Annotated in this window: 18 protein-coding genes; 14 read left to right on the forward strand and 4 right to left on the reverse strand. The window is 69.3% G+C overall.

Annotated elements, in window-relative coordinates:
- Positions 1 to 212: 212 nt before the first annotated feature.
- The 9 genes from ctaD to ACWPXK_RS10810 all read left to right on the forward strand — a co-directional run bounded on the left by ctaD (position 213) and on the right by ACWPXK_RS10810 (position 10399).
- Positions 213 to 1952, forward strand: coding sequence for an aa3-type cytochrome oxidase subunit I (ctaD, locus tag ACWPXK_RS10770; protein WP_454195918.1), 1740 nt, complete (start codon positions 213 to 215; stop codon positions 1950 to 1952).
- Between the two features lie 126 nt (positions 1953 to 2078).
- Positions 2079 to 3341 (forward strand): phosphoserine phosphatase SerB, encoded by a 1263-nt coding sequence (gene serB / locus ACWPXK_RS10775; RefSeq protein ID WP_454195919.1) that lies wholly within the window; start codon positions 2079 to 2081, stop codon positions 3339 to 3341.
- 316 nt (positions 3342 to 3657) lie between these two features.
- The gene (locus ACWPXK_RS10780) at positions 3658 to 4083 is read left to right on the forward strand and encodes a protease inhibitor I42 family protein (protein WP_454195920.1); all 426 of its coding nucleotides are present in this window, start codon (positions 3658 to 3660) and stop codon (positions 4081 to 4083) included.
- Positions 4083 to 4886: an aminoacyl-tRNA hydrolase gene (locus ACWPXK_RS10785; RefSeq protein WP_454195921.1), complete on the forward strand. Its 804-nt coding sequence runs from the start codon at positions 4083 to 4085 to the stop codon at positions 4884 to 4886. Before ACWPXK_RS10780 ends, ACWPXK_RS10785 begins: the two co-directional genes overlap by 1 nt.
- A gap of 411 nt (positions 4887 to 5297) precedes the next feature.
- On the forward strand, positions 5298 to 6131 hold the full coding sequence (locus tag ACWPXK_RS10790; RefSeq protein WP_454195922.1) for an ABC transporter ATP-binding protein: 834 nt from the start codon (positions 5298 to 5300) through the stop codon (positions 6129 to 6131).
- Between the two features lie 113 nt (positions 6132 to 6244).
- Positions 6245 to 7015, forward strand: a complete 771-nt coding sequence (locus ACWPXK_RS10795) for an NUDIX hydrolase (RefSeq protein WP_454196411.1) — start codon at positions 6245 to 6247, stop codon at positions 7013 to 7015.
- 172 nt (positions 7016 to 7187) lie between these two features.
- Positions 7188 to 7964, forward strand: coding sequence for an enoyl-CoA hydratase-related protein (locus ACWPXK_RS10800; protein ID WP_454195923.1), 777 nt, complete (start codon positions 7188 to 7190; stop codon positions 7962 to 7964).
- A gap of 37 nt (positions 7965 to 8001) precedes the next feature.
- The gene (locus ACWPXK_RS10805) at positions 8002 to 8979 is read left to right on the forward strand and encodes a methyltransferase domain-containing protein (RefSeq protein ID WP_454195924.1); all 978 of its coding nucleotides are present in this window, start codon (positions 8002 to 8004) and stop codon (positions 8977 to 8979) included.
- Between the two features lie 220 nt (positions 8980 to 9199).
- On the forward strand, positions 9200 to 10399 hold the full coding sequence (locus tag ACWPXK_RS10810) for a THUMP-like domain-containing protein (RefSeq protein ID WP_454195925.1): 1200 nt from the start codon (positions 9200 to 9202) through the stop codon (positions 10397 to 10399).
- An 84-nt stretch (positions 10400 to 10483) separates the two neighbouring features.
- On the opposite strand, the gene ACWPXK_RS10815 is transcribed toward ACWPXK_RS10810, so the two are convergent.
- A complete protein-coding gene (locus tag ACWPXK_RS10815) occupies positions 10484 to 11830 on the reverse strand; it encodes an outer membrane protein assembly factor BamB family protein (protein ID WP_454195926.1) in 1347 nt (448 codons plus the stop codon).
- A 244-nt stretch (positions 11831 to 12074) separates the two neighbouring features.
- On the opposite strand from ACWPXK_RS10815, the gene ACWPXK_RS10820 reads away from it, so the two are divergent.
- On the forward strand, positions 12075 to 12824 hold the full coding sequence (locus tag ACWPXK_RS10820) for an acyltransferase (protein WP_454195927.1): 750 nt from the start codon (positions 12075 to 12077) through the stop codon (positions 12822 to 12824).
- Between the two features lie 55 nt (positions 12825 to 12879).
- Positions 12880 to 13425 (forward strand): DUF1697 domain-containing protein, encoded by a 546-nt coding sequence (locus ACWPXK_RS10825; RefSeq protein WP_454195928.1) that lies wholly within the window; start codon positions 12880 to 12882, stop codon positions 13423 to 13425.
- 6 nt (positions 13426 to 13431) lie between these two features.
- Here ACWPXK_RS10825 and ACWPXK_RS10830 read toward each other — a convergent pair whose 3' ends face one another.
- The 3 genes from ACWPXK_RS10830 to ACWPXK_RS10840 are packed head-to-tail and all read right to left on the reverse strand — an operon-like array spanning position 13432 to position 17164.
- The gene (locus ACWPXK_RS10830; RefSeq protein ID WP_454195929.1) at positions 13432 to 14685 is read right to left on the reverse strand and encodes a glycosyltransferase family 4 protein; all 1254 of its coding nucleotides are present in this window, start codon (positions 14683 to 14685) and stop codon (positions 13432 to 13434) included.
- Positions 14682 to 16349 carry a 1,4-alpha-glucan branching protein domain-containing protein gene (locus tag ACWPXK_RS10835; protein ID WP_454195930.1) on the reverse strand — a complete coding sequence of 556 codons (1668 nt, stop codon included), beginning with the start codon at positions 16347 to 16349 and terminating at the stop codon, positions 14682 to 14684. Before ACWPXK_RS10835 ends, ACWPXK_RS10830 begins: the two co-directional genes overlap by 4 nt.
- Positions 16346 to 17164, reverse strand: a complete 819-nt coding sequence (locus tag ACWPXK_RS10840; protein ID WP_454195931.1) for a class I SAM-dependent methyltransferase — start codon at positions 17162 to 17164, stop codon at positions 16346 to 16348. The genes ACWPXK_RS10835 and ACWPXK_RS10840 overlap by 4 nt, the downstream gene beginning before the upstream one ends.
- 261 nt (positions 17165 to 17425) lie before the next feature.
- Between ACWPXK_RS10840 and ACWPXK_RS10845 the strand changes: the two genes are divergently transcribed.
- From ACWPXK_RS10845 to ACWPXK_RS10855, 3 genes are all read left to right on the forward strand, one after another.
- Entirely contained in the window at positions 17426 to 18211 is a 786-nt protein-coding gene (locus ACWPXK_RS10845) for an electron transfer flavoprotein subunit beta/FixA family protein (RefSeq protein ID WP_454195932.1), read from the forward strand.
- A 111-nt stretch (positions 18212 to 18322) separates the two neighbouring features.
- On the forward strand, positions 18323 to 19279 hold the full coding sequence (locus tag ACWPXK_RS10850; protein WP_454195933.1) for an electron transfer flavoprotein subunit alpha/FixB family protein: 957 nt from the start codon (positions 18323 to 18325) through the stop codon (positions 19277 to 19279).
- A 245-nt stretch (positions 19280 to 19524) separates the two neighbouring features.
- Positions 19525 to 20580, forward strand: a complete 1056-nt coding sequence (locus tag ACWPXK_RS10855) for a cobalamin-independent methionine synthase II family protein (protein ID WP_454195934.1) — start codon at positions 19525 to 19527, stop codon at positions 20578 to 20580.
- Positions 20581 to 20587: the final 7 nt, after the last annotated feature.

A 20587-nucleotide genomic window follows, 5' to 3' on the forward strand; every position in this document is an offset into this window, starting at 1 on the left:
CTGTCACCGGTAGAGACGGCCGCCGCCCGGTGTTCTCATCGGTACGCGGGCGCACCGGGGAAATACGACAGAGAGTAGGACCCGTTCGGCTCGCCGGATAGGCACCGTTTACCATTCGATGAGCGCAAGCGAACTGTCGTCTGTCCCGGATCGGGGTGGATGCGATCAGCGGAGCCTGCGGAGCGACCTAAAGGCACCTTTCAGGAGGATCAGTGACTGCCGTAGAGCCCCAGCCAGTCCCTCAGTTGGAAGCGACTCGGCCGTATCCGGCTCGGACCGGGCCGAAGGGCTCGTTCATCTACAAGATGGTCACCACCACGGACCCCAAGGTCCTCGGTGTCATGTACCTGACCACGTCGATGGGCTTCTTCCTCATCGGTGGCCTGATGGCCCTGCTGATGCGCGGTGAGCTGGCGCGGCCCGGCCTGCAGTTCCTCTCGCCCGAGCAGTTCAACCAGCTGTTCACCATGCACGGCACGATCATGCTGCTGTTCTACGCGACCGCGATCGTGTTCGGCTTCGCCAACATCATCCTGCCGCTGCAGATCGGCGCGCCCGACGTCGCCTTCCCGCGACTGAACGCCTTCAGCTACTGGCTGTACGCGTTCGGCGCCAGCATGGCGACCGCCGGGTTCATCACCCCGGGTGGCGCCGCGGACTTCGGCTGGACGGCGTACGTGCCGCTGACCGACATCCTGCACTCGCCCGGCGTCGGCACCGACCTGTGGATCCTGGGTCTGGCGGTCTCCGGTCTCGGCACCATCCTCGGTGGCGTGAACATGCTGACCACCGTCGTCTGCCTGCGCGCGCCCGGCATGACCATGTTCCGGATGCCGATCTTCACCTGGAACATCGCCGTCACCAGCGTCCTTGTGCTGCTCGCCTTCCCGCTGCTGACCGCCGCGCTGTTCGGCCTGGCCTACGACCGCCACCTCGGCGGGCACATCTACGACCCCGCGACCGGCGGCATCCTGCTCTACCAGCACCTGTTCTGGTTCTTCGGCCACCCCGAGGTGTACATCATCGCGCTGCCGTTCTTCGGCATCGTCTCGGAGATCTTCCCGGTCTTCTCGCGCAAGCCGATCTTCGGTTACACCACGCTGGTCTACGCGACCCTGGGCATCGCGGCCCTGTCCATCGCGGTGTGGGCGCACCACATGTACGCCACCGGCGCGGTGCTGCTGCCGTACTTCTCGTTCATGACCTTCCTCATCGCGGTGCCGACCGGTGTGAAGTTCTTCAACTGGATCGGCACCATGTGGCGGGGCCAGCTGACCTTCGAATCGCCGATGCTGTTCTCCATCGGCTTCATCGTCACCTTCCTCTTCGGTGGTCTGTCCGGTGTCATCCTGGCCAGCCCGCCGCTGGACTTCCACGTCACCGACTCCTACTTCGTCGTGGCGCACTTCCACTACGTGCTCTTCGGCACCATCGTGTTCGCCACCTACGCGGGCATCTATTTCTGGTTCCCGAAGATGACCGGACGCATGCTGGACGAGCGCCTGGCCAAGTGGCACTTCTGGACCACCTTCATCGGCTTCCACACCACCTTCCTGGTGCAGCACTGGCTCGGTGCCGAGGGCATGCCGCGCCGCTACGCCGACTACCTGCCCAGCGACGGCTTCACCACGCTGAACACGATCTCCACGATCGGTGCCTTCGTGCTCGGCGCCTCGATGCTGCCGTTCCTGTGGAACGTCTTCAAGAGCTACCGCTACGGCGAGGTGGTCACCGTGGACGACCCGTGGGGTTACGGCAACTCGCTGGAGTGGGCCACCACTTGCCCGCCGCCGCGGCACAACTTCTACGAGCTGCCGCGCATCCGCTCCGAGCGACCCGCGTTCGAGCTGCACTACCCGCACATGATCGAGCGCATGCGCGCCGAGGCGCACGTCGGCTGGGGCTCGGGCAAGCACGCCGTCGAGGTCCGCGAAACGGTCGGGGCGAAGTAAGTTTTATGGCCGGAGTTCGTCCGGCCGCGCCGTAGGATTCAGCGCGACGGGTGTGCACCTGCTGGTGACCAGCGGGTGCACACTCATTTGTGCAGACCGATACGCACCGTGGCGTTTGCGACAACGATGTCCAGCACAGCGACGGCAAACACCGAACTTGGAGCTCATCAGTTGGCCGACACCACCGTCCTCGTCACCGTCACCGGGCCCGACCGCCCCGGTGTGACGTCCGTGCTGCTCGCGGCGATGTCGCGGCACCAGGTGAGCCTGCTGGACGTGGAGCAGGTCGTGATCCGGGGCAGGCTGACCCTGGGCGTCCTGGTGACCTGTCCGCACGACGCCGAGGCGTTGCAGGACGAACTCGAAGAGGCCATGAACACCGTCGGCATGCACGTCGACGTGGAGGTGGACGCGGCGATCGGCAGGCAGCCGATGTCCACGCACGCGGTGGTGATCCTCGGCAGCCCGGTCACGGCGCGCGCGTTCAGCGCGGTCTCGCGGCAACTGGCCGCTCTGGGCGCCAACATCGACACCATCCGCGGCATCGCCGACTACCCGGTGACCGGTATGGAGCTGATGGTCACCGCGATCGACTCCGGCCCCGACACGGATTCCCGGCTGCGCACCGCGCTCGCCGAGGTCGCGGTCACCGAGGAGGTGGACGTCGCGGTGGAGCGCGCCGGGCTGGCGCGCCGCGGCAAGCGCCTGATCGTGTTCGACGTCGACTCGACGCTGATCCAGGGTGAGGTCATCGAGATGCTCGCCGCGCATGCGGGCGTCGAGGACGAGGTCCGCAAGGTGACCGAGGCCGCCATGCGCGGGGAGATCGACTTCGCCGAATCGCTGCGCCAGCGGGTCGCGACGTTGGCCGGTCTCGACGAGTCGGTGATCGAGGCGGTGGCCGAGAAGATCGCGCTGACCCCCGGCGCGCGCACCACCATTCGCACGCTGCGCCGCATCGGTTTCCGCTGCGGCGTGGTTTCCGGCGGCTTCCGGCAGGTGATCGAACCGCTGGCGCACGAATTGGAATTGGACTTCGTGCAGGCGAACACACTCGAGGTGGTGGAAGGCAAGCTGACCGGCCGGGTCGTCGGCGAGATCGTGGACCGGGCGGCCAAGGCCACCGCGCTGCGCAAGTTCGCGGCCGAGGCCGGGGTGCCGATGGAACAGACCGTCGCGGTCGGTGACGGCGCCAACGACATCGACATGCTCAACGCCGCCGGGCTCGGTATCGCGTTCAACGCCAAGCCCGCGCTGCGCGAGGTCGCCGACGCCGCGCTCTCGCATCCCTACCTGGACGCGGTGCTGTTCATCCTCGGGGTCACCCGGCACGAGGTAGAGGCCGCGGACGCCAGAGACGGCCTGCTGCGCCGCGTTCCACTGGGCTAGCTTTCGGACCTGGTCCGGCGGGTAGGCGCAGGTCCGGCCCGGTCGGTGGGGGGCCGCTGCGGATCACCTCGACAATCCGCATGGCGTCGGCACGTCGTCGTGCCGACCGCGCCGACGGGAGGACCGCGGGCCGAGAGGCTGTGCTGCGTGTCGTGGGCGACCGGCTCGCGGCTTCGCCCACTCGGATCTCGCCGAGGCCGCGGCGTGCGCCGTCCGGCTCCCACGGATGCGCCACAGATAGCCCACCGCTCGCCGATGCCGACGAACGCCGCTCGGTAGGCTCGCTGCGGTTGATCATTCGGCGATCGGAGGACGGGTGCGGAAGTCCCTGCTGGTGCTGCTTCTCGGGTTGGCGGTGGCGGGGTGCGGCGGCAACGACGTGTCCGACGAGACCATTTCCGAGTCCTCGAATCCCGTTGTGCGCGTCGGTGCTGCCGACAACGGGCAGGAGCGGCGGTTGCGCGTCGGACAGCGGCTCGTGGTCGCCCTGCCGTCCAACCCGTCGACCGGGTATTCCTGGAGCATCGCCGAATTGGACCCAGCCGTGGCGAAGCAGGACGGCGAGGCGGATTTCGAACCCGATCCGGCCGTGCCCGTCGCGCCGGGCGCGGGCGGCACCTCGGTGTGGAGCTTCATGGGCGCGGCGGCCGGTGTGACGGCGCTGAGGATGGAGTACACCCGGCCGTGGGAGCACGGCTTGACACCAGCCGAAACGTTTTCGCTGAAGATCAAGGTGGAGTAATGACGGGCATCCCGGAATGCGGGGCCGAGGTCCGCGGCGGCGAGACCGGCACGGCGGCAACCGTATCGGACATCGCGGGATTCCGCGCGCGGCATGCCGAGCTGGCGCGCGGGTACGGCGGCACAGGCGATCCGGACGACCCGGCCATGGTGCAGGCGATGCAGATCATCCTGCATCTGCCCAAGACCGATCCGCCGCCGCGCAGCGCTCTGCTCGCCGCGGCGGCCGCCGCCGCGGTGGCGCTCTGCCTGGACGAGCGGGTCGGTCCGGACGGTGAGTGGGAAGCGCGCTATCTGGCGTGGAAGCGCTCGCGCATCCGCAAGCTGGCCCGGCGCGCCCGCGGCGCCCAGTGGCGCGCGACCTGCGCGGTGGACGGCGTCACCGTCGAGATCGACGGCGCGCAAGCGCGCGCACTGGTCCCCGGCCCGGTGGGCGAGGTCGACCCGGTGATCAAGCGCTTACAGATCGGCGGAACCGATCTGGACCACGACGACCCTGGACCGCCCGCCCCGGAACTGCCCGTGCTCTGGATCAACACCGCGCTCGGGATGACGCTCGGCAAAGCGGCCGCGCAGGTGGGGCATGCGAGCATGCTGCTGGCCGGTGCGCTGCCGGTCGAGCACGCGCTGCGGTGGGCGGAACTCGGCTTCCGCTGCGCGGTGCGCGACGCCGACCCCCAGCGCTGGGCGTCCCTGTCCGCCCAGGTGGCCGAAGGCACTGCGGTCGCCGTGCGAGACGCGGGATTCACCGAGGTGGCGCCGGGCTCGATGACGGTGATCGCGGTGCCCGCCCCATCCTGGTGACCGGCTTGCGGGGGAACTGTCGCGGTCGAGCGGTCTTGACCAAGTGGCTCTGGCCAGCGCGGTGGTAGTGCGTGACGCGTGGTTCATGGCGGTTGCGCCGAACATGGTGTGCCCCGCCCAATCCCGATGAGCGGGTGGTGGACCCTCGGCGCCGTCGACGCGGCGTCTGGCAGGCGGCTCCGGGTGGCACGGTGGGAATGCGTGATGTGGTGTTCACCGAGGTTTGCGCCGGGCTCGATGACGGTGATCGCGGTGCCCGCCCGGTCCTGGTGAGCGCGCTGCGGCGGCACACGCGTACTCGGCGTGGTCCTGGACTTCCGGCGCGGCGGCGACAGCTGGGGAGGTGTCGATCAGACCAACTGGACCGTTTTCCCTCCCCGCGTTGGCAAGTGCCCCCGCTGGTGGGCCAAGATGGAGCGCGTGCCGCAACCGGATCCCGATCTGCTCATCGATTTCACCGACGTGACCGTCCGCCGTTCGGGGCATACCCTCGTCGGCCCGGTCACCTGGCAGGTCGAGCTCGACGAACGCTGGGTGGTCCTCGGCCCCAACGGCGCGGGCAAGACCTCGCTGCTGCGGATGGCCGCGGCCGAGATGCACCCGACCGCGGGCATCGCCCATCTACTCGGGGAACGGATCGGCAAGGTCGACGTCAGCGAGCTGCGTCCGCGCATCGGCCTGTCGTCGGCCGCGGTGGCCAGCCGGGTCCCGGTCGACGAGAAGGTCAGCGACCTGGTCGTGTCCGCCGGATACGCGGTGCTCGGCCGCTGGCGGGAGCGCTACGACGACATGGACACCGACCGCGCCATCGACATGCTGGAAAGCCTGGGCGCCGAACATCTCTCCGACCGCACCTACGGGACGCTGTCGGAGGGCGAGCGCAAGCGAGTGCTCATCGCTCGCGCGCTGATGACCGATCCCGAACTGCTGCTGCTCGACGAGCCCGCCGCGGGCCTGGACCTGGGCGGCCGGGAAGAACTGGTGGAACGGCTCGGCGATCTCGCCGCCGACCCGGACGCACCCGCGATCGTGCTGGTCACCCACCATGTGGAGGAGATCCCGCCCGGGTTCACCCACGGCCTGCTGCTCAACGAGGGTGAGGTGGTCGCGCAGGGCCTGCTGTCGGATGTGCTCACCGCGGAGAACCTCAGCGACGCCTTCCGGCAATCGATCGCGCTGGACCGGGTGGACGGCCGCTACTTCGCGCGGCGCGCCCGCCGCGCGGGCAAGCACCGCACCCGCTGACGCGGACGTCGTGACGGCGCTCACCAAGCGGGCGTTAGGGTGCAGGAGTGAGTGAGACAGCGGCGCAGGCCGACTCCCAACAGCCTCCGTCCCCCAAGGACGCGTCGACGGTGATGCTGGTGCGTGACGGCGCCGATGGACCTGAGATCTTCCTACAGCGCCGGGTCGGCGCCATGGCGTTCGCCGCGGGCATGACCGTGTTCCCCGGCGGCGGTGTCGACCCGTCCGACGGCACCGCGGACATCGCCTGGGCCGGTCCCGAGCCCGCCTGGTGGGCGGAGCGATTCGCGACCACCCAGGCCAGGGCGAAGGCGCTGGTCTGCGCGGCAGTGCGGGAGACGTTCGAGGAATGCGGCGTGCTGCTGGCCGGTCCGACCGCCGACAGCGTGGTCTGCGACACGACCGGATACCGGGACGCCCGCGGCAGGCTGGAACGCAGGGAACTATCGCTGGCGACCTTCCTCGCCGAAGAGAAACTCGTGCTGCGCGCGGATCTGCTGCGGCCGTGGGCGAACTGGATCACCCCGGTGATCGAGCCACGCCGCTACGACACCCGGTTCTTCGTCGCGGTGCTGCCGGAAGGGCAGCTGGCCGACGGCGCCACGTCCGAGGCGGCGGAGGTGCAGTGGAGCAGTCCGGCCGAGGCGCTGGCCCGCTGGCGGTCGGGCACCGACGTGCTGCTGCCGCCGACCTGGTCGCAACTGGTCGCGCTCGGCGAATTCGGTTCCACCGCCGAGATCCTGGCCGCGCGGCGCGCGATCGACCCGATCCTGCCGGTGCTGGCCGACGTGGACGGCAAGCAAATGCTGTCCTTTCCGGACAATAAGCGCTACTTCGCCGATCTCCCGGATGCCGGACGTCTCAAGGGCTCTGTGCGTCCGTGACTGCGCCGCGCCGGCGCTCGGCCCGGCGCGACCGCTCCGGCGGTTGCGTAGATGGTTCGCTCACCAGGTGTGCGCCATCGCTGGCGCTCGGTTCCGGCACGATGAGTGCTCGCTGTGCCTGTTGCTCGCTCGCTGCGCTCGCTCGTGCGAGCACCCGGTAGCGTGGCCTCCCATGGCCGAATTCGTGACCCTGGATCTGCCCGAGAGTGCCGCCGAGCGGCGCGTGGCCGTGCTCCGGATCGCCCGCCCGCCGATGAACCTGTTGAACGTGCAACTGGCGCGGGAGCTGGCCGAGGCCGCGGCCGCCGTGGCCGCGGATCCCGGCGTGGCCGCGGTGGTCGTGTACGGCGACGAGCGGGTGTTCTCGGCGGGCGACGACGTGGCCGAGCTGTCCGGGCTCGGGGTGGATCAGGCCGGTGCCATGGCGGCCGATATGCAGCGCGCCCTCGGCTGCCTGGCCAGGATCCCGCAGCCCACCGTGGCGGCGATCAGCGGCTACTGCCTCGGCGGCGGCCTGGAACTGGCCCTCGGCGCCGACCGCCGCGTCATCGGTGACAACGTCAAGCTGGGTCTTCCGCAGATCAAGGCGGGCTTGATCCCGCTCGCGGGCATCCGGCGGCTCTCCCTGCTGATCGGACCGGGCCCGGCCAAGGACCTGGTCTACACCGGTCGTTTCGTCGAGCCGGACGAGGCGAAGGCGCTCGGCCTGGTCGACGAGGTGGTCGCGCCGGACGACGTCTACACCGCCGCGATGCGCTGGGCGCGGCAGTTCGAGGACGGCCCGGCCCGCGCGCTGGCCGCCGCGAAAGCGGTCTTCGAAGCCGGTCCGCATGGCCTCGATCGGGCACGGACCGAATGGTCTGCGCTGTTCACCACGGAAGATCGCCTGATCGGAACAGGTTCTTATCTGGCCAACGGTCCAGGGTCGGCCGAATTCGTGGGCCGATAGCAGGCGTCAACTGCGGATTTGGGTAGGCTAGCCGACCATGACGGTACGTCCCGACGACCCCGCGCCGAACCCGCACGCCACCGAGGCGGAGGTCGAAGCAGCGCTCAAGGATACGAAGCTGGCCCAGGTGCTCTACCACGACTGGGAAGCCGAGACCTACGACGACAAATGGTCCATCTCGTATGACGAGCGCTGTATCGAATACGCCCGCGGGCGCTTCGACGCCGCGGTCGGTCCCGCCCCGCTGCCCTACGACAAGGCGCTGGAACTCGGCTGCGGCACCGGCTTTTTCCTGCTGAACCTGATGCAGGCGGGCGTGGCGAAGTCCGGTTCGGTCACCGACCTGTCGCCTGGCATGGTGAAGGTCGCCCTGCGCAACGCGGAGAACCTCGGACTGGACGTGGACGGCCGGGTCGCCGACGCGGAGACCATCCCCTACGAGGACGACACCTTCGATCTGGTGGTGGGCCATGCGGTGCTGCACCACATCCCCGACGTCGAGCTGGCGCTGAAGGAGTGCCTGCGCGTGCTCAAGCCGGGCGGCCGATTCGTGTTCGCCGGCGAGCCGACCACGGTCGGCAACTTCTACGCGCGCTGGCTGGGCCGGATCACCTGGAAGGCCACCACCACGGTCACCAGGTTGCCCATGCTGAGCGACTGGCGTCGTCCGCAGGAGGAGCTGGACGAGTCCTCGCGCGCCGCGGCCCTGGAAGCGGTGGTCGATCTGCACACCTTCGATCCGAGCCGGCTGGAGGCGATGGCGCGCTCGGCGGGCGCCGTCGACGTGTCCGCCAAGACCGAGGAATTCGCCGCCGCGCTGTGGGGCTGGCCGGTGCGGACCTTCGAGGCGGCCGTGCCCGCCGAGAAGCTCACCTGGCGCTACCGGATGGCGATGTACCGCGCGTGGCTGGGGCTGAGCTGGGTGGACGAGAACGTCATGCGCCGCGTGGTTCCGCGCCAGTTCTTCTACAACGCGATGATCACCGGCGTGAAGCCGAGCGCCGCCGGAAAGTAGTGGTTCGCGATCCCTCTCGCGATCGCATCGTCCATCTCGGCGGCACGGCCGGTGCTGCCGCGGTGGGCGGGTGCCAGCCCATGTCGCCGTTTCGGAATCTGGAGACGGAACGCCGCGGAAACGGTGACCGGGCGAAGGCTTGCGGGATCGCCACCGGCAGGATCGCAATTGCCGGAATCGGGCGGGGCAAGTCGGTGCACGGGCGTGTAGGGGATCGGTAGTGGGCTATCGCTTTTCCCGCGATGATGTCGGGTACCTGGGTAGTGCAGCCGGTCGGGCCGCGCTGGCCGAGGTGGATCGACTGGCGCTGACCCCGGCATCCCTGCTGAAGGATCTCGAGCAGGTGCGCCGCGCCCACGGCGACCAGGCCGCGGCTCTTGTCGAGACGGTCCGGCTGCGCCGCCGCGCCGCGGCCAAACTCACCGACGCGGGGGAGTGGCTGTTCACCGACGACGCCCTGCAGCAGGCAACCCCCACTGCCGTCGCCCGGCATCGGGCCGCTCGACTGGCCGGGCGGCCGGTGCACGACGTGACCTGCTCTATCGGCGCCGAACTCGTCGAGCTGGCCCGGGTGTGCCCGGCTGTGGTGGGCAGCGATCTGGACGACGTGCGGCTCGCCATCGCCGCGCACAATCTGGGACAGTGCTGGCTTCCGGTAGGGGGATCGGGTGCGTCGCCAGCGCGGAACGTGGTGCTGGCCAAGGCGGACGCGCTGCGCCCGAGCACCAGCGAGACCGTAGTCATCGCTGATCCGGCGCGGCGTGCCGACGGTCGGCGCACCCACGATCCGGCGAAGTTGCAGCCGCCGCTGCCGGACCTGCTGACGGCCTACGAGCGCCGCGATCTGGCCGTGAAATGCGCTCCCGGCCTGGATTTCGACCGCCTGGACTGGTCGGGTGAGATCGAGGTCGTTTCGCTGGACGGCGCGGTGCGCGAGGCCTGTCTGTGGTCTCCAGGGCTGACCGAACCCGGCATCACCCGTCGTGCCACGGTGCTCACGTCCACCGGCGCTGCCCAGACCATCACCGATGCCGAACCCGACGATATCGACGAGCGCACGCCCGGGGAATGGATCATCGACCCCGACGGCGCCGTTGTGCGCGCCGGTCTCGTCCGTCACTACGCCGCGAAACACGGCCTGTGGCAACTGGATCCCCGCATCGCCTACCTCACCGGCGACACCGTCCCCGAGGGCGTGCGCGGCTTCCGCATCCTCGAGCGCATGGACTTCCGCGAGAAGTCCCTGCGCGCCGAACTCCGTCGCCGCGACTGCGGCCCGCTCGAAATCCTCACGCGCGGCGTCGACATCGACCCCGATGCTTTGCGTGCGCGCATGAAGCTCCGCGGCACCCGGCCGCACACTCTCGTCATCACCCGCATAGGCCGCAGCGCCACCGCCTTTGTCTGCGCCACCCCCTGACCCGATGGACCGGAAGGTGGCAAGTCGCCCGAAAGCTGACTTGCCCTACCCGCATCGCTCCTGCACTGCTGCGCCAGCGGGTGGCTATTCCGGCTTGAAGGCGAAGATTTCGCCGATGCGGGTGGCGACCACGACCTCACCCTTGGCGCCGACCGACGTGCCCGCGGTGGAGCCCTGTGCGCCAGGGAGGACATCCGAATCAATGGTGGCGCCGGTCCGGGTGTCGAAGGTGACGAGGCTCAGGCCATCGCCGATCGCCGCGGTGGTGTAGCCGGTATCGCCCGCTGTCTGCACCGCGGTTCCGCGCAACGCGAGATGCTTCCGTTCCCAGACGGTTTCGACGGAATCGCCCTTGTCGCGCAGCGCGAGCAGGTAACCGTCGTCGCCGGACGGGATGATCAAACCGTCGCTGGAGACCGAGATACCGCCGCGCGGCGTCCAGTCCAGCCGCTGGACCCACTTGGTCCGCCCGTCGGCGGTGTCCAGCGCGATCAGGCGGTTGCTGTTGTCGCCGACGTAGAGGGTGGCGCCGTCCGCGGACAGCGCCGGGCTGGTCGCGCTACCGCGTTCCAGCAGGTCGGCGCTCCATTCCCGCTTGATCTCGCCATCGGCGTAGCGGAGTGCGACCAGTGCCGCGATGGGCTTGCCCGGCTGCCACAACGTCACGTAGAAGCGGCCGCTCGAGCCGTCGATGGGGGAGATGTTCGCGACCGGGCACTGCGGTCCCCCAGTCGCGCAGTCGTCCAGCCCCTGGCCGGCGGCGGGCCAGGTGAGACCGGCGTTCGCCAGGAAATCCGGCTGGCCGAGCAGCTGCACCGTCGGCACGAGGCGCGCGCCGGTCTGCCGCGACAACACGTCGACCTGGCCGGACTGGGTGACCGTCACCAGCTTTCCGTCACCGGTGAACTGCACCGAGACCGGCGTCCCGGCGACCGGTGTGCTCCACCGGGGCTGGCCCAGGTAGTTGAACGCGTTCACCTTGCTGTCGTCGCCGACGTAGACGTTGGTCATGCCGTCCACGGCCGAGGGCGCGGAGATAGCGCTCGGGCCGAGCGCGTTGCAGAACCGCTTGCGTCCGGTGGCCATCTGGAAGGAGAAGATCGAGCAGTTCTGCAGGCGCGTGGTGACGAACATCTGGCTGTCGGGACCGAGCGTGACGGGCTGCGCGATCGGCCCGCCGATCGGGCGCGACCAGCTCAGTGCCAGCTTCCGCGAGCCGGTGACCGGACTGCTGCCGCTGTTGCGGCCGTCGTGGTAGGCGGCGGTCCAGCCTTTGCCCGAACCGACGGTGATGTCGTCGACATCGGTTCCGCAGCCGGTCAAGGCCAGCGCGGCGGCCGCGGCCAGCACGGCCACGGCACGTTTCCGGGACGGTCGCCACATGGAAGTAGCCAGTACCCCGCCGCTTCGCACCTGCCGCACTCCTGTCATCGTTGGCTCGCACGAGACCGTTGAGATCCGCGAACCGCGCCCTGCGGAACGGTCTTCGCACCGGCGGGTTCGCAGTCGCCGTCGCCGACGCAGGAGTCACTGTACGGGAGGCCCGTGCGAGGGTGAACGAGTCCCGCCGTTGTCGTCGCGGGTGCTCGTCTCGGTGCTCGCCGGGAGCGATAGGCTCTATCCGTCGCCGCCGAGGTGGGCGACAGCCGGTAGGACCACGACAGGAGAACCGTTCGTGACGAGCATGTGGGGCGCACCGTTGCGCTCGCGCTGGCGGGGTTCGCGCCGCCGGGACCCGCGGCAGGCGCGATTTCTGACGCTGGCGTCGCTGCGCTGGGTGCTCGCGAACCGGGCGTACACGCCCTGGTATCTGGTGCGCTACTACCGGCTGTTCAAGTTCCGCCTGGCCAACCCGCACATCGTGCTGCGCGGCATGGTGTTCCTCGGCCGCCGGGTGGAGATCCACGCGACGCCGGAGCTGGCCCGGATGGAGATCGGGCGCTGGGTGCACATCGGCGACGGCAACGCGATCCGCTGCCACGAGGGTTCGCTGCGCATCGGCGACAAGGTGGTGTTCGGCAAGGACAACGTCGTCAACACCTACCTCGACATCGAGATCGGCGAATCGACGCTGGTCGCCGACTGGTGCTACATCTGCGACTTCGACCACAAGATGGACGACATCAACGTGCCGATCAAGGACCAGGGCATCGTGAAGAGCCCGGTCCGCATCGGACCCGACACCTGGATCGCCGCCAAGGTGACCGTGCTGCGCGAGACGCGCGTCGGCCGCGGCTGCGTGCTCGGTGCGCACGCGGTGGTCAAGGGCGAGATCCCGGACTACAGCATCGCCGTCGGCGCACCGGCCAAGGTGGTCAAGAACCGCAAGGCCGCCTGGGAGGCGGGCGCCGAAGAACGCGCCAAATACTTTGCGGCGCTGGAGGACATCGCCCGCAAGAAGAACGGCGCCACCCAGACCGCGTAATCGCGCGCCCACCGAGATCGGTCGGCTTGTCGGCGTGGGCGAGTAGGTTCGCGGTATGAACGCCTACGCCGCACTGTTGCGCGGGATCATGCCGAGCAATCCGAACATGAGCAACGCGAAGTTGCGGGCGGTGTTCGAATCACTCGGATTCGATCGCGTGGGATCGGTGCTGGCCAGCGGCAATATCGTGTTCCACAGCGCCGAGACCGACGTGCCCGCGCTGGAGGAGCGCATCCAGCAGGCGCTGATCACGGAACTCGGGATCGGTGGCGGCACCATCATCCGCGGCCACGACGAACTCCGCGCGTTGCTGGACAGCGACCCTTTCGAGGGATTGACCCACGGACGCGGGACCTATCTGATCGTGACGTTCCTCAAGGACGCGGCCGCCGCCACGGTTACGCTGCCCGAACAACCCGATCCGCTCACCCGGATCGTCGGCTACGACAAGGCCGCGCGCGCTTTCCTCGCGGTGATCGACAACAGCGATCCGGGCAAGACGCCGAACTTCATGGCCTGGCTGGACAAGACGTACGGCAAGGACATCACCACCCGCACCTGGCTCACCATCGAGCGCATCGTCAAGAAGCTCGAAAAGTGACCCGTCTTATTCCGGATCGCGTTCCGGCAGCGGGCGTTCGACGATGGTCGGGCGGCCCAGTGGATTGCGCACTCGACGCTTCGCCGAGTGATACACCTGGGCGGTCTCCGCGGCCACCACGTCCCACGCGAAATCGGCCGTGAGCCGTTCCCGGGCGGCGTAGGCGCGGTGTTGCGCGGCGGCCGGGTCGTCGAGGGTGGCGCGGACCGCCTCGACCAGGCCGTCGACGTCCGCGGGAGCGAAGGAGGCGCCGGTGACGCCGTCGATCACGGCTTCGCCCAGCCCACCCGCTGTCGAAGTGACCAACGGCGTGCCCGCCGCGGCCGCCTCCAAAGCGACGATGCCGAAGGGTTCATACCGGCTCGGCAGCACGATCGCGTCCGCCCCGTGCAGCCAGCCGAGCAGTTCCTCGTGGTCGAGTTGTCCGGCGAAGTTCACCGCGCGGGCGACCCGGTGCACTCGGGCGCGTTCGCGCAGCCACTCGAACTGGGTGCCGACACCGGCGATGGTGAGCGTGGTGCCGGGATGGGCGCGGCGGATGCGCGGCAGCGCCGCGATCGCGTCCTGCACACCCTTCTCGTACTCCAGCCTGCCCACGTACAGCAGCCGTGGCGGACCGCTGCGCGGCGAGCGCGGACGGAAGGTCCAGGCGCCCACGTCGATTCCGTTGCGGATCACCGTCATCGGGATCCGTTCCGGACCGTAGAGCCGCTCGACCTCGTCCTGCATGGACGTCGAGCAGGTGATCAGTGCGTCGGATTCGTTGGCCAGCCACCATTCGACCGAATGCACCTGCTTGTTGACCTTGCCCGCGACCCAGCCGCTGTGCCGTCCGGCCTCGGTGGCGTGAATGGTCGACACCAGCGGCACGTCGTAGTACTCGGCCAGCGCGATGCCGGGGTGGGCGACCAGCCAGTCGTGCGCGTGCACCACGTCGGGCGTCCAGCCGTCGCCGATGCCGGGCTTGCCGAGGGCGACGCCTGCGCGCACCATCGCGTGGCCCATGGCCAGCGTCCACGCGAGCATGTCCTGGCCGAAGTCGAACACCGGCGGGTCTTCGGCGACGGCGACCACAAGCACGCCTTCGGCGATGAACGAGTGCGTGGGATGGGTCGAGGAGTCGGTGCCGGAGGGGCGCCGGGACAGGACGACCACCTCGTGGCCGGCGCGGGCCAGTTCGACAGCGAGGTGATGCACGTGTCTGCCGAGCCCGCCGACCACGACCGGCGGGTACTCCCACGACACCATCAAAATCTTCATGCACGTCCTTCTGCGGCGAAGCCCGGTTCCGCTGGGTCGGGGCTCTGGTCCGCGGTGGCGCGGCCCGTTCCCGGCGTGGTGGCGGATGCTGCCCCGGTGGTGCCGGGTACGGACCCCGCGGAGGTCAGTCGTCGCGCGTCCACGGCGGGGAAGAGTCCGTCAGCCGCCCCCCATCCTGCCGCCAACTGCCGTGCTTTGGCGACTTGGCCCGCCCCGACGGCCGCGGCGATTTCCCGCACCGCGTGCGCGTGCCGGTGCGCGCGGTCGCGCGCGTAGCCCGCCGCGGAATCCTTGCTGACCATGAACGCCCAGTCGCTCGACACGGTCAGGATCGCCTCGCGCAGCAGTTGATCGGCAACCTGATCGCGCAAGCCCGGCGCGCCGCCCTGGGTCGCGCGCATCTTGTCGACGGTGTCCAGCGTGAGCCGCACGATGTCGTCGTTGAGTTCGACCAGGTCGCGCACCTGCTCGCCAGCCCACACTCGCCAGTCCTTGCCCGAACCCCAGGACGAGTCGGCCAGCGGCACCGGTTCGCCCAGGTAGCCGCGGTCGCGGGCGTCGGCGAGCGTGCCAACGGTGACGCCCGCCTCCGGCAGCGCGCGCAGCACCCGGGCCAGCCATTGCGGGCCCTCGTGCCACCAGTGGCCGAACAGTTCGGTGTCGAACGCGGCGACGACCAGCGCGGGCCGCCCGATCCGCGCGGACTCGGCGATCAACCGCTCGCGCACGGTCTGAACGAAATCGTCCACGTCGCGTGCGACCGCCGCGGCGGCCAGTTCCGGGTCGTAGGGCGCCTTGTCCGGCCCGGCGACGGTTTTGCCGGTGACGCGGGCGGGCTTGAGACCCGTCGCGTGGTCATAGTGATGAAAGTCACGGTAGGCGGCGTGCCCCGGATAGCCCGATTTCGGCGACCACACCCGGTAACTCACCTGCAGATCGCGGCCGAAGGCAATCACGTCGGAATCGTGCACCGGCCGGCCGAGCGTCGTGTCGCCGCGCAGCGCCGGTCCGTCGACCATGAAATGTGTCACACCCGCGGCGGCGTAGCCGACCTCCATGCCGGGGGTGTAGCCGCACTCCGGTGCCCAGATCCCGGTGGGCGTATGGCCCCAGCGCCGCCGCGCGTCGGCGAGGCCCTCGGTGAGCTGGAACTGCCGCAGCCGCGGATCCAGGAGCGGCTGGAACGGGTGCGCCAGCGGTCCGCCGAGCAGCTCGATGGTCTCGGCGTCGACGAGTTCGCGCCAGACCGGCGCCGCGCCGTGCCGCCAGCGCTGCTCGAATTCGGCCAGTGCCGCGGCGGCCAGATGGTGCTCGTGCCTGCCGAGCGCGAGGTTGCCCGCCATGGCGGCCTCATCCGCGCGCAGCTGCCAGTTGCCCAGCCAGTGATGCATGCCCGCCAGGCAGTGCGCGTCGTCCAGCTGGGCCGCGAGCACCGGTGTGATGCCCAGGCTCAGCAGATGCGAACGACCTTCGGCAGCAAGGGTTCTCAGAACCTCGACGACGGGCAGATAGGACGCGGCCCAGGATTGGTAGAGCCATTCCTCGCCGACCGGCCAGCGACCGTGGTTGGCCAGCCAGGGAAGGTGGGAGTGCAGGACCAAGGTGAACTGGCCCGGCACCGGACTTGCGGAGTGCCCGCCGGGCACGGCACTGCGATCGGTCAAGGCTTCACCGCGATGGCGACCAGATCCAGGCTCGCGTCGATGTCCTCGGCGACCAGCACGAAGTCGTCGACCGTGACGCTCGCGACGTCCGCGGTCAGGTCGTCGGGCCAGGGCTCGCCGGCCAGCGCCCGTTCGATCTGCGCGTCGATGAACGACCCGCCGTGCTTCGCGTCCAGCGCCCGCAAGCCGGGCCCGTGGTGCACGCCGATCATCCGCGCCACCTCGAAACCCGCGTCGACCAGCAGCTCGGTCAGCTCGGCGGCGTTCAGTTCCCGGGTGTGGAACGGGTTGAGCGGGGTGTCGCGGCCGGGGGAGAAGGTGATCCGGTTGGGCGTGCTGATCAGCAGCTCACCGCCGGGGCGCAACACGCGTAGGCACTCCCGCAGGAACTGGGACTGGTCCCAAAGATGTTCGATCACTTGGAAATTCACCACGACGTCGACCGTGGCGTCCTCCAGCGGCAGCGCGGCGAGGTTGCCCTGGATCATCTCCACGCGCGGGTAGCGTGCGCGCACGTGCTCGACGGCGGTGGTGTCGTAGTCCACTCCGATCACCTTGGTGGCCACGTCGGCGATCATGTCGGCGCCGTAGCCTTCCCCCGAACCGGCCTCCAGCACGGTCTTTCCGGCGCAGCGGTCCAGCAGGCGAGCGTAGGCGATCTCGTGCCTGCGGAACCAGTAGTTCTCCTCGGCGATGCCGGGGACGGTGCGCTCGCCGGTCAGCGGCAGCGGTTCGACGGCGCCGACGCTCGTCTCGGGGTCCGCGGCAGCGCCCGTGGGGTCGCCCACCGCGGCAGGGATCACAGCCTCGCTCATCACTCCGACGTTACTGGCACGGTATCGGCGCGGGACATCCGCACCCGGTCGGATTCGTCGCGCGGGTTTCGCCGTGACGGGGTCCTCCGAGCCGGCGCACTTTATCCCCCGGGGCTGGGCAGTGAGAGAGAAGCCACTAAGTTACCCACGGGTAACTTAACGTAAGGTAATGTCACGGCCTGAGCCACTCACACGGACGTACGGCCCAGCTCGTGCGACCACCACAAACGTGTAACCAGAACAGGAGGTCGACGAAGACCGATGCCGAACATCGTCGTACTCATCAAGCAGGTTCCCGACACCTGGTCCGAGCGCAAGCTGACCGACGGTGACTTCACCCTCGATCGCGAGGCCGCCGACGCCGTGCTGGACGAGATCAACGAGCGCGCCGTCGAAGAGGCGCTGCTGATCAAGGAGGCCCAGGGCGGCGAGGTCACCGTGCTGGCCGCCGGTCCGGACCGCGCCACCGAGGCCATCCGCAAGGCGCTGTCCATGGGCGCCGACAAGGCCATCCACATCAATGACCCGGCCATCCACGGCTCCGATGCCGTGCAGACCGCATGGGTGCTGGCGAGTGCGCTCGGTCAGGTCGAGGGTGTCGAGCTGGTCATCGCGGGCAACGAGGCGACCGACGGCCGCGCCGGCGCCGTCCCCGCGATCATCGCCGAGTACCTGGGCCTGCCGCAGCTGACGCACCTGCGCAAGCTGACCGTCGACGGTGACAAGATCACCGGCGAGCGCGAGACCGACGAGGGCGTGTTCAAGCTGGAGGCGACGCTTCCTGCCATCGTGAGCGTCAACGAGAAGATCAACGAGCCGCGCTTCCCGTCCTTCAAGGGCATCATGGCCGCGAAGAAGAAGGAAGTGCAGACCTTCACGCTGGCCGATCTGGGCGTCGACCCGTCGACCGTCGGTGTCGCGAACGCGGGCACCGCCGTCACCGCGGCTACCCCGAAGCCTCCGCGCACCGCGGGCGAGAAGATCGCGGACGAGGGCGACGGCGGCACCAAGATCGCCCAGTACCTGATCGGCCAGAAGATCATCTGATCTCGGCAGTGCTGCTGCGGGACACCCGCACCCGGTCGGGCGGAACGAGCCGCTTCGCGAGCCTCGCTCGTCCCGCCCTCCAGGACTGAGACTTCTTAGGAGAGAACACAAATGGCAGAAGTACTTGTGCTCGTCGAGCACGCCGACGGTGCGATCAAGAAGGTCAGCACCGAACTGCTCACCGCGGCGCGCACCCTGGGCGAGCCCGCGGCCGTCGTGCTCGGCACGGCGGGCGCCGGTGAGAAGCTGGCCGACGCGCTGGCCGCCGCGGGCGCGGAGAAGATCTACATCGCCGAGTCCGACGATGTGGAGAACTACCTGGTGACCCCGAAGGTGGACGTGCTGGCCGGCCTGACCGAGTCGGCCTCCCCGGCCGCGGTCATCGTCGCCGCCACCGCCGAAGGCAAGGAGGTGTCGGGTCGCCTGGCCGCCCGCATCGGCTCCGGCCTGCTGGTCGACGTCATCGAGGTGAAGCCGGACGGCAGCGCGGTGCACTCCATCTTCGGTGGCGCGTTCACCGTCGACGCCAAGGCCACCGGCGACGTGCCGGTGATCTCGATCCGCCCGGGCGCCGTCGAGGCGTCGGCGCAGGCCGGTGCGGGCGAGAAGGTCACCGTCGAGGTGCCCGCGCAGGAAGAGGGCGTCGTGAAGGTGACCTCGCGCGAGCCGGTCGTGGCCGGTGACCGTCCGGAGCTCACCGAGGCGAGCATCGTGGTCTCCGGTGGCCGCGGTGTCGGTTCCGCAGACAACTTCGCGGTGGTCGAGGCGCTGGCCGACTCGCTCGGCGCGGCCGTCGGCGCTTCCCGCGCCGCCGTCGACTCGGGCTACTACCCGGGCCAGTTCCAGGTCGGCCAGACCGGCAAGACCGTCTCGCCGCAGCTGTACATCGCCCTCGGCATCTCCGGCGCGATCCAGCACCGCGCGGGCATGCAGACCTCGAAGACCATCGTCGCGGTCAACAAGGACGAAGAGGCGCCGATCTTCGAGATCGCCGACTACGGCATCGTGGGCGACCTGTTCAACGTCGCGCCGCAGCTGACCGAAGCGGTCAAGACGCACAAGGGCTGAGCCTTTCAGCGCTGTCGAACGGCCCCGGACTTCGTGTCCGGGGCCGTTCGCGTTCGAGAGGCCAACGGAGGTAATGGCATCGGCAGCCGGTGCAGCCTGAGTGCCTGTGTCCGTTCGAAGCAGTGTGTGCGGAATTTGTGCTGGTTCTCGAGCCGGACAGCGGGAAGTCCGTGATCTATGCGAATGGAACTCGGCCGCAGGCGAATTCGAGTCGGACGCCAGGGACTGTCCGTAGACTCGCCGGTGTGAGCCTCCCCACAGAACCGATCGGTAGCATTCCTCGCCCGCACGACCTCCTGGCCGCCATGGTCGATGATTCCGGCGACGCCACCGCGCTCGCCGAACTCCAGCAGCGCGCGGTCGCCGAGACCATCCGCCGCCTGGAGGAACTCGGCTCTCCCGTCGTCACCGACGGTGAGCAGACCAAGCCGAGCTTCGCCACCTATCCGATCGCCGGGCTGGACAATCTGGCTCCGGACGGCGCGATCATCCCGTTCGCCGACGGCCACCAGCGGCAGCTGCCCCGGCTGACCTCGGGGCCGTTCCGCTACGCCGCGCACGCGGTGGATTACTTGCGCGCGGCCGAGCGGCACGCCACCGTGCCGGTGAAGCAGGCGGTCATCGCGCCATCAGCGCTGAGTCTGCTGTACCCGGCCGACGGCATCGAGGACTATCCGCGCGAGCGGTTCCTCGCCGATCTGGCCGACGCGGCCGAGGCCGACGTTCGTGCCTGTCTGGACGCGGGCGCGCACCTGGTGCAGCTCGACTTCACCGAGGGGCGGCTCTCGCTCAAACTGGATCCGAGCGGCGGCGTGCTCGACCAGTTCATCGAGCTCAACAATCTTGTGCTGGACCGGTTCTCGGACCAGGACCGCGCCAGGATCGGCGTGCACACCTGCCCGGGTGGCGATCAGGACTCCACGCACAGCTTGGACGTGGACTACACCGCGCTGCTGCCCAAGTTGCTGCAGTTGCGGGTCGGCGCGTTCCACCTCCAGTTGGCCAGCGAACCGGAGCCGGAGAAGGTGCTCGCCGTGGTCGCCGAGCACTTGCCCGCCCATGCGCGCGTGTTCATCGGCGTCACCGACCCGATCGACCCGGTCGTCGAGACTCCCGAGCAGGTGCGCGACCGGGTACTGCTGGCCGCCCGCTACCTGCCCGTCGAACGGTTGGGCACCTGCGACGACTGTGGTTTCGCGCCGTTCGCCGACGACACCTCCACCTCGCGCGAAACCGCGTTCGCCAAGATCCGGGCGCGCATCGAGGGAACGGCGCTGGCCGCAACGGAACTGGGCGTCTGATCCGCGC

This window comes from Nocardia sp. Marseille-Q1738 (assembly GCF_965283145.1).

Bases quoted from the DNA above. Each gene is read 5' to 3' on its own strand.
- serB (WP_454195919.1), top strand. From the start codon at position 2,079: ATGTCCAGCACAGCGACGGCAAACACCGAACTTGGAGCTCATCAGTTG.
- ACWPXK_RS10785 (WP_454195921.1), top strand. From the start codon at position 4,083: ATGACGGGCATCCCGGAATGCGGGGCCGAGGTCCGCGGCGGCGAGACC.
- ACWPXK_RS10790 (WP_454195922.1), top strand. From the start codon at position 5,298: ATGGAGCGCGTGCCGCAACCGGATCCCGATCTGCTCATCGATTTCACC.
- ACWPXK_RS10795 (WP_454196411.1), top strand. From the start codon at position 6,245: ATGCTGGTGCGTGACGGCGCCGATGGACCTGAGATCTTCCTACAGCGC.
- ACWPXK_RS10800 (WP_454195923.1), top strand. From the start codon at position 7,188: ATGGCCGAATTCGTGACCCTGGATCTGCCCGAGAGTGCCGCCGAGCGG.
- ACWPXK_RS10805 (WP_454195924.1), top strand. From the start codon at position 8,002: ATGACGGTACGTCCCGACGACCCCGCGCCGAACCCGCACGCCACCGAG.
- ACWPXK_RS10815 (WP_454195926.1), bottom strand. From the start codon at position 11,830: ATGACAGGAGTGCGGCAGGTGCGAAGCGGCGGGGTACTGGCTACTTCC.
- ACWPXK_RS10825 (WP_454195928.1), top strand. From the start codon at position 12,880: ATGAACGCCTACGCCGCACTGTTGCGCGGGATCATGCCGAGCAATCCG.
- ACWPXK_RS10830 (WP_454195929.1), bottom strand. From the start codon at position 14,685: ATGAAGATTTTGATGGTGTCGTGGGAGTACCCGCCGGTCGTGGTCGGC.
- ACWPXK_RS10840 (WP_454195931.1), bottom strand. From the start codon at position 17,164: ATGAGCGAGGCTGTGATCCCTGCCGCGGTGGGCGACCCCACGGGCGCT.
- ACWPXK_RS10845 (WP_454195932.1), top strand. From the start codon at position 17,426: ATGCCGAACATCGTCGTACTCATCAAGCAGGTTCCCGACACCTGGTCC.
- ACWPXK_RS10850 (WP_454195933.1), top strand. From the start codon at position 18,323: ATGGCAGAAGTACTTGTGCTCGTCGAGCACGCCGACGGTGCGATCAAG.